This window comes from Streptococcus sp. HMSC077F03, from assembly GCF_001812375.1.
GTDB lineage: Bacteria > Bacillota > Bacilli > Lactobacillales > Streptococcaceae > Streptococcus > Streptococcus oralis_S.
In genome coordinates, this window is the sequence record NZ_KV808802.1 from 1 (window position 1) to 8,359 (window position 8,359).

The following is an 8,359-nucleotide window of genomic DNA, read 5'->3' on the forward strand; positions in this document are numbered from 1 at the left end:
GTTGCAGCGTCGATGTTCTTCTTAGCTTCATCAGCTTTAGCCTTGGCATCTGCCCTCGCAACAGCCTTCTCTTCGTCCGTCAAATCGGTACGTGAATCAATCGCTGCTTCCTTAGCTTTCAGGGCTTCATCAATCGCTTGCTTGGCTGCTGGCTTGCTTTGCGCAGTTGGGTTAACTGAGGCAATGCTCGTTGTTCCAGCAGTCTTGGCTTGCGATACTGCTTCATCTGTCGTCGCAGTGTCGATGTTCTTCTTGGCTTCATCGGCCTTAGCTTTGGCATCTGCTTTCGCTATAGCCTTCTCCTCGTCCGTCAAATCGGTACGTGAATCAATCGCTGCTTCCTTGACTTTCAGGGCTTCATCAATCGCTTGCTTGGCTACTGGCTTGCTTTGCGCAGTTGGGTTGACTCCGTTAACTTCAGTTGTCCCAGTTGACTTAGCCTGGTCGACTTCTGCATTTGTGGTCGCAGCGTCAATGTTCTTCTTAGCTTCATCGGCCTTAGCCTGGGCATCTGCTTTCGCTATAGCCTTCTCCTCGTCCGTCAAATCGGTACGTGAATCAATCGCTGCTTCCTTAGCTTTCAGGGCTTCATCAATCGCTTGCTTGGCTGCTGGCTTGCTTTGCGCAGTTGGGTTAACTGAGGCAATGCTCGTTGTTCCAGCAGTCTTGGCTTGCGATACTGCTTCATCTGTCGTCGCAGTGTCGATGTTCTTCTTGGCTTCATCGGCCTTAGCTTTGGCATCTGCTTTCGCTATAGCCTTCTCCTCGTCCGTCAAATCAGTACGTGAATCAATTTCTGCTTCCTTAGCTTTAAGGGCCTGCTCAATAGAAGTTTTGGCTTCATTTTTTTTCTGACCTGCTTGAGGATTTACACTTTCTATATCAATAATTCCACTTGTTTTAGCACTCTCTACTGTAGCATTTGTGGTCGCAGCGTCAATGTTCTTCTTAGCCTCATCGGCTTTCGCCTTGGCATCTGCTTTCGCTGCAGCCTTCTCCTCGTCCGTCAAATCGATACGAGAATTAATCTCTGCTTCCTTGGCTTTCAGGGCATCATCGATAGCTGCTTTTGCGGCATCTTTCTTTATTGTTATAGGATTGTCCTTACTGATTGCTAAAAGCCCTTCTCCTTTTGCAAAATCTAATGCCTCTTTTGTTGTAATATTCACATCACCAATTGCTGTTAAAGCTTTTTCTTTATCAGCGTTCACCTTTGCAATTGCTTCTGCCTTCTCTTCAGCAGTTGCAAGTAGATTGGAATTGATTTCTACAATCTTGCTTTCAGCAGCATCATTAATAGCATCGATAGCAGGTTGTTTGTTTAAAGTTATGAATTCTGATAAAAATCTTGTATCAATTGAACCATCTTTATAAGTTACAACTAGATTTCCATTTAAATCTTTGGCAATAGTATCGATTCGCGCTTCTTGATTTTCAACTATTTTTCCACTCTTACTAATCAGATTTGCATCATCGTTAGTTTGAGAGTATTCAATTTTTACTTTTTCTTTTATTTTTTCAAATTCTTCAGTTGTAATGTTATTAGGATCTACTACACTTACCTTACTTTCAGGAGCCTGTATGTCATATTTTGAAGTTTGATTTTTAACCACAAACTCCACATATCCTGCTGTTTTTTGACGCTCTGCTACATTTATAGTTTCCTCAATCCTACCGTTGTATGATGCACTCTCTCCGTTGTTATAATCATTCGCTACAATGATACTTGTCCATTTTTGACCAGGTTTTGCATTAGTAATCCCAGTCATTTTAATACTAGCGCTTTTCTTATCATCTGAAACAGAGCCTTCTCCACTCGTTAGGGCACTTTCTGTGATTTTCCCGACTGTATAACCAAAGGCATCTAGATTACCTTCGGTGGAATCACCAGCACCTCGAAGTTTCATATCTTTAATTTTAGATTCATCTTTAGCAGTAAAGGTTAAGTCAGTTTCTTCACTAGAGTATACATAGATAGTCCTATTTTGCTCGTTAGAATATGGTACTTGTACAGTTGGGGGGATATTCTCCCTCAAAACCTCCCCTACAGGTCTTGTTCTTGTAGATCCATCAGTAAAGGTTACCACAATGTTATTTCCTACAACATCAATTGATTGAATGATTTCATCAGGATTCTCTACTAAAGTTCCACGTTTATTCACTAATCTCGCATCTTCATTAGCTGTTGAATATTCTATCTGAATACCATTCTTGATTTTCTCTCTATCTTCAGCAGTTGGATTTGTTAGGCTACTAACTGTTATCAATTCATCTGCAGGCTGAGCTCGCAAAGCGTACTTCTTTGACTGAGATTTCAATACAAGATAGAAATAAGCGGGATCAGACATGTCTTGCCCTTTTTTCAGATTTTCTCTACCTTTATCATCAACTACCTGTAAATAACGAGTTCCAATATTCAAGTTTTGATCTTCTCGTTTGGTATAACCGCTATTATTTTTCAACACATCATTGGGACGCCCTTTAATGACAATTTTAGCTGGATTTTTCTTTGTAGCAGGTGTTGTTAAAGTTGGGTTTTCTGCTCGGTTTATTACGGTAGCAGTAAATCCATATTCAATATCAAGATCATTTTCCGTATCTGGAACATTATTAAACTTCTGTCTAGAACCCTTTTTAATTGTTGCATAGCGGATTTTTCCACTTTCAGAGTATACTGGGATTTCTAATGTGAAGTTCTCTTCATTATAGATGTAAATTTTCTTCTCTGATGGAATCGAAAAGGTAAAATCTACTTTAGGATCTTCATTTACAGCTGCTCGGAATCCAGTATTACTATCCACTGAGCTACTCTTACGAAGAACAGTTGACTCCGTTTTGTCATCCTGACTAGGCTCTGTATTTTTCTCCGAATTTTCAGTTTCTTTTTCCACGTTCTCTGTTTTTTGAGTCACAGTATCTTGTCTATTCGTGGTATCTTCTGAAATTTCTTTTTTTTCAACTACTTTATTTCTCAGCTTAGAGTTCACTGCAGTCACTAATTTTTGGTAGGCTCTATTCAATTCTTCTTGGTTTAGTGCACTGTTTAAACTAGCTTTTGCTGAAGCTAATTCAGTTGATAAATTAGCTAAGCTTTCTTCTGTTTTTGTTGAATATACACCACTAGTAATGTTTGTTTCAACTTCTAAAATATAGTTTGCAAGTAAACTTTTATCTAATTCAGGTTGACTATCCTTCGCGTTACTCTGATCAGTACTGATCTTTTCACCATCTTGCATTAGTTCAACCTTATTAACTGACTCTTCAGAAATTTTCAATTGATCAGCAGAAACAGCACCATTTCCTAAAAACATTAATAGTGTTGCAACTGCCACACTTGCAGCACCAAAACTATATTTTCGAATTGAAAAGCGCATAACCTTTTCTTTATCCTGTTTTTTAAGGTTTTTATTAATAATCTCTTTTTTCATCAATACTCCTTTAACTACCACTATCAATATAAAAATATTTAGATTTTTATATATAATTATAAAGTATTATACCACTCATTCTATAATTTTTAAGCTCTTTTTGCAAGTTGTGGAAGATACTTTTATTTGTAAAAACTTAGTATTATTCTGAAAAAGTAGCTTCTTGAATTCAAAAAAATGGAGAGGACATTTTGTCCTCTCCATTCTCTATATATCACTCAGCCTATTTGTCTAAAAAGATTACTTAAAGATAGAAGTTTTAAAGCTATCCGTCTGTTGTAAAAGTTTCTTGAATAGTTTTTCTTTTAGTGCAATTGTATTATCAAACTTAACAGAGCCGTTCTTCAAACTGATTCTATCTCTTTCAACAGCAGCAGAAAACGCTTGTTTTAAATCTTCGTAAGAATTATAGGTTGTGCCGTCGATTTCAACTGACTGAATTCCATTTTTCGCTTTTGTTACAACCTCATTGAAATATGCTTTCTTCCAATCTTCCAAAGTACTAAATTTATTATCAGACAGTTTCTTAATAATATAATCATCACCTAGCGTGGATTTACCTTCTTTTCTAGATTCATCCTTATATTTATTTGATGCATAACCTAGGAAACCTTTTTCATAACCATAGTAACCCCAAATTCTAAAGGTGTTGTGCTTAAAGGACATCGCTCCAGGAGCGCCCTCGCTTGTATTTCCACCATAGATACCAGTCATCATAGGGACAGTAACATAAGCAGAATCAAAATCGGAAGGATTATAAACTCTATTACCCGGACCACGGTTCGTCATGAAATTATTGGTTACCAAGTCATCTACTGTATGTAAAGGAATAGCTTTCTCTTCATCGCTTAAAGGTCGAACCTTATCAAATTGATTCTTAGTGTTATTCCCCCTGTATTGTCTATCTACCTTCTTGAACCAAGCATTATTTAATTCTTGACTAGCTTTATTGAGGACAGCTTCTCCTTCCAGGTAATCTAGGAGCATGAGCGTATCATTGTACCCTTGCATATAACGATCAATCTCATCTCTAGACTTAAGATCATTTGGATTCGTATTATACCACTGATTTCCATCATTCAAACGTTCATAGGCCATATTGATACCTAAAGCTTTATATTCCCCGTTTGGATTCGATACTGAAGGAGTTTGTAGCATTCCTTGAGCAAATGCTTCAAGATCTGTTCCTTCACGATGTCTTGAACCGCCTAGATAAACCATACGATCATTAACGTGAGTTGTTTCGTGCGTGAAGGCAGATACTCCAAAATCACTAATCATATCCGTTACCATAAAGAAGACTGAATCATCTTTATATGGATTAGCATAAACTCGAGCTACAGCTCCCATATTCCAGTTCGTATCATGATAGGTACCAGTTGGTCCAAATACTTCACGTACTGGTGCAACATCTTTATCTTTGTTAGTATGACCATAACGATCCGTACTGATTCCTTTGTAGTTCTGGTTATCTCGAACAGGAGTTGGGACCATATTGTTACTCTTCAATAATTGGTTACGTACTTTATCTAAAGACAAACGAGACCAGAAATCCAGATAATTTTGTTGTTCCTTAGCAACTTTATCAATTTCAGCCTTAAAGGCATTTCTTTCTGCATCAGTATTCTTACCATATTTCTCAAAAGAACTATAAGCCATGGTATTGTAAGTTGAAATCAAGATCATATGGGCATCTTTTAAGTTCAAAAGTGGCAAGATCATTTTACCATGCATATCATTATTTAATCCTTCGTATGCTCTATGTTTCTTACCAGCAAACTCAGGATTCGTTGTTTTAGGTTCAACGATGTAAACATTATCTTTAGTTGATTTTATGAACCAATCATTCAGATCTCTATCACTTGTAAAGAGTTCCATATTGTATTTTAAAAACTCATGAAGATTACCCTTACCTGTTGAACCTGAAATTACTTCACGGTAGGCATCGTTAGTACGATCACCTTTTATATTATTTTCCTTAGAACCGATATTGATAATCCTATCTAGGACATCAACCTTTTTACCATAGAAATCTGGTTTGAATAACATAATCTCTTTGATGTTAAAATCTTCAAATTTAATTCCATAGTATCGATTGAGATAGGACAAACCAAGAAGTAGAGCAGCCTTATTATCATCTATTTTCTTAATCAAAGCACGTTTTGCAGCTTCATCAGTATTTAGCTGATGATCTTGGTTGTGAACAAGTTTCGTAATAAATTTACCAAGATTCTCTTTTACGAACTTGAAACTCTCTTCCAGATAAAGATTCTTAATGGCATTTACTTTTCCGTCACCAAGTCTATTTAAATGTTTATAAATGGTATCAGACTGTAACTCAACTGGACTTAATTTTTCTAGAATTGATTGGATTAAATCACTTCTATCCTTATCAACGATATTTGGAGTATAAACTATTTCACCTAGTTCTACAATACTATACTCTTTAACTTGTTTCACTTTAGAGCTATCTTTAGCAACAACAAGTAATTCTTCTTTCGTTCCGTCAGCATAGTGAATCAAAATCTTATCAATATCAGATAAATCTGTTACAAACTGTCCATTTTTCAAACCTGTAACGGAAAGAACTTCTTTCGTAACCAAGTTTGAACTAGTTCCCAATTTATTGGCCTGATTGACAATCCACTCTTTATTATAGAAAGGTTGTAATTTTTCGATATTACGATAAGCAAGTTCACGGTCAATTCTGTAATCTTGAATATCTTTATAGGTCTCATCTAATGATTTTGTATTGTTGAGAGTGTCCTCAATTAGAGGTTTAATTTCAAACTTATCAGCAGTGATTCCCATTGCATCAATCTTGGTATTAGCTTCTTCGAGACTAATTTCTCTAATTCTATGTGAACGAGAATATTTGAACGAATGTTTACCTGCACTAACATCTTTTACAACAAAGTTTCTTTCAAGAGCATTATTCGTGAAGTATCCCCCATCGTAATCAATATCACCGGAACCATAGAATTCTTCACCGTTCTCAACTTTCATCATTGAAACATTATTTTCAAGTTTGCCCCATACCCAGTTCTTACTGATGAAACCTCCAACATCTACAGGTGATTTAACTTTAATTGTTCCTTTAGCGACTGAATTTCGTACAGTCCCATATTTACCGATGCCATTAGGGTCCGAACTATTGTCAACAGTAGACGCAAGACCAGCAGCCCGAGCCTTAGTTGCTGTAATATCAGCTTCTACATATGTTTTATTCGCATGGCCTTTCCAAATCTCACCCACAATACCAGCAAGATTCCATCCTTTATCCCCAACACCATCAATTTTACCAATGAAAGCAACATTATTAACTTTAGCGCCCTCGCCATCTAATTTATTAACCACACCAGCAATATCATTTTTCGCAATAATATGGCCTGTAACTTTGACATTTTCGATTACAGCATTTTTAACAATTCTTGCAACGGGTGCAATATTTTCTGCCCAAGGCATATTAATATTCACATTGCCAAGGTTGATATTCTTCACAGAAGCATTTTCAATACGCTCAAACAATGGTCGAGCGATATTATGAATGGTATACTGTTTTCCATCAACACTTGTTAAATGACCATTAAATACACCTGGTACATATTGTTTATTTGGAGTTGGAACATTTGCTGCGTTCAAATCTGCACCAAGCTTAAACGTCCCCTTACGATTAGCTTGCATTGCTTTTACCAATTCATTGAAATCGTAGTAGACATTCTCTTCGTGAGATTTTGGCTTGGCAAAATAATGAACATATTCTTCACTGAGTTCATTACCATTAGTATGCTGAACTAGATCAGGAGCTTTAGCAGTGACCTTGTATAGTGTTTTTCCATCGACAGTAACTTCTTCGATTTTATCCACAGCAAGACGGGTCACCTTATTATCATGCGTAGCGATTTTTAGATAGTATGGTTTTACATCAGTTGGAACAGAAGTTAAGAAGCTACTATCCGTTTCAACACCATCAGTATCAACACTTATTAAGCTTGTTTCTTTAATATTTTTGACTTCAACTTTTTTGAGGTCAATTCTTAGTGGTTCTTCCCTTAGAACTTCTTCTTCATCACCTTCACCACGGTCATAAACCATCTTGGTTTCGAGTTTATAATCCTTGTAGTACTGCAAATCTGTCAGGCTAGCTGTTAAGTTGTCTGGCGAAATAGTCAATGTTTTGACAATTTCATCACCCTTTTTAAGAGTTAGGGTAATGGATTTTATAGTTGCCTTACTTGGGTTTTCCAAATTGTAACGAATTTGAGATGTTCGTTTTAAATCTTTAACATCGATAAGCGACAAACTTAAAATTGGTTTTTCAAAGTTTTTAGTTCCTAATTTAACGATACGATCTTGATCTAACTCCAAAATCTGTTCGACAACTTTCGGTGCTTCTTCAGTCTTCAGTCCTTTAATTGTCTTATAAGTTTTTATAATCTTTTTCTGTCCGTCTTTTCCTTCTTTGACAGTAACTCTTTCACCTTTTTTAAGTTGATCATCTTCTTCAACCTTTTCCTTAAACGGAATCTTTTCAAGACTTTCTTCTACCAGAGTTCCTTCAATTGGTTTTGTACCACGGCTTATTTTTTTAATGACTGGTTCTTTGATGACAATGGTTGTTGTATTTAAAACTTGATCAGTCTCAATACCGTCGAGAGTCTTATAAGTCGTTTTGGTAATTTGACTACCCTTTTCTCCATCTTGGATGACAGTTTCTTCATCCGTATATTTGGTTGGATCTTCGATAATTTCTGTCTTATAGTCAATCTCCGTAGTAGTTTCTTTCGTAACCGCGCCCTCAGTTACTTTATATTCAGGTAACTTTTCTTGAACTACCGACTCACCTTCTTTACCTGGCTCCTGAGTACCTTTAACTTCAATCTTGCCTGTATATTCTGACTGTGGTTCTTGAACTAAGGATTCTCCCTCTT

2 protein-coding genes are annotated in these 8,359 nt (G+C 36.5%); both read right to left on the minus strand.

Annotated elements, in window-relative coordinates; genetic code table 11:
- Positions 1-3,428 (minus strand): sialic acid-binding adhesin (locus HMPREF2853_RS09465; RefSeq protein ID WP_148131412.1); only part of this gene is annotated, 3,428 nt, incomplete at its 3' end.
- A gap of 240 nt (positions 3,429-3,668) precedes the next feature.
- On the minus strand, positions 3,669-8,359 hold a 4,691-nt coding region (locus HMPREF2853_RS09470; protein WP_070536134.1), incomplete at its 5' end, for a ZmpA/ZmpB/ZmpC family metallo-endopeptidase.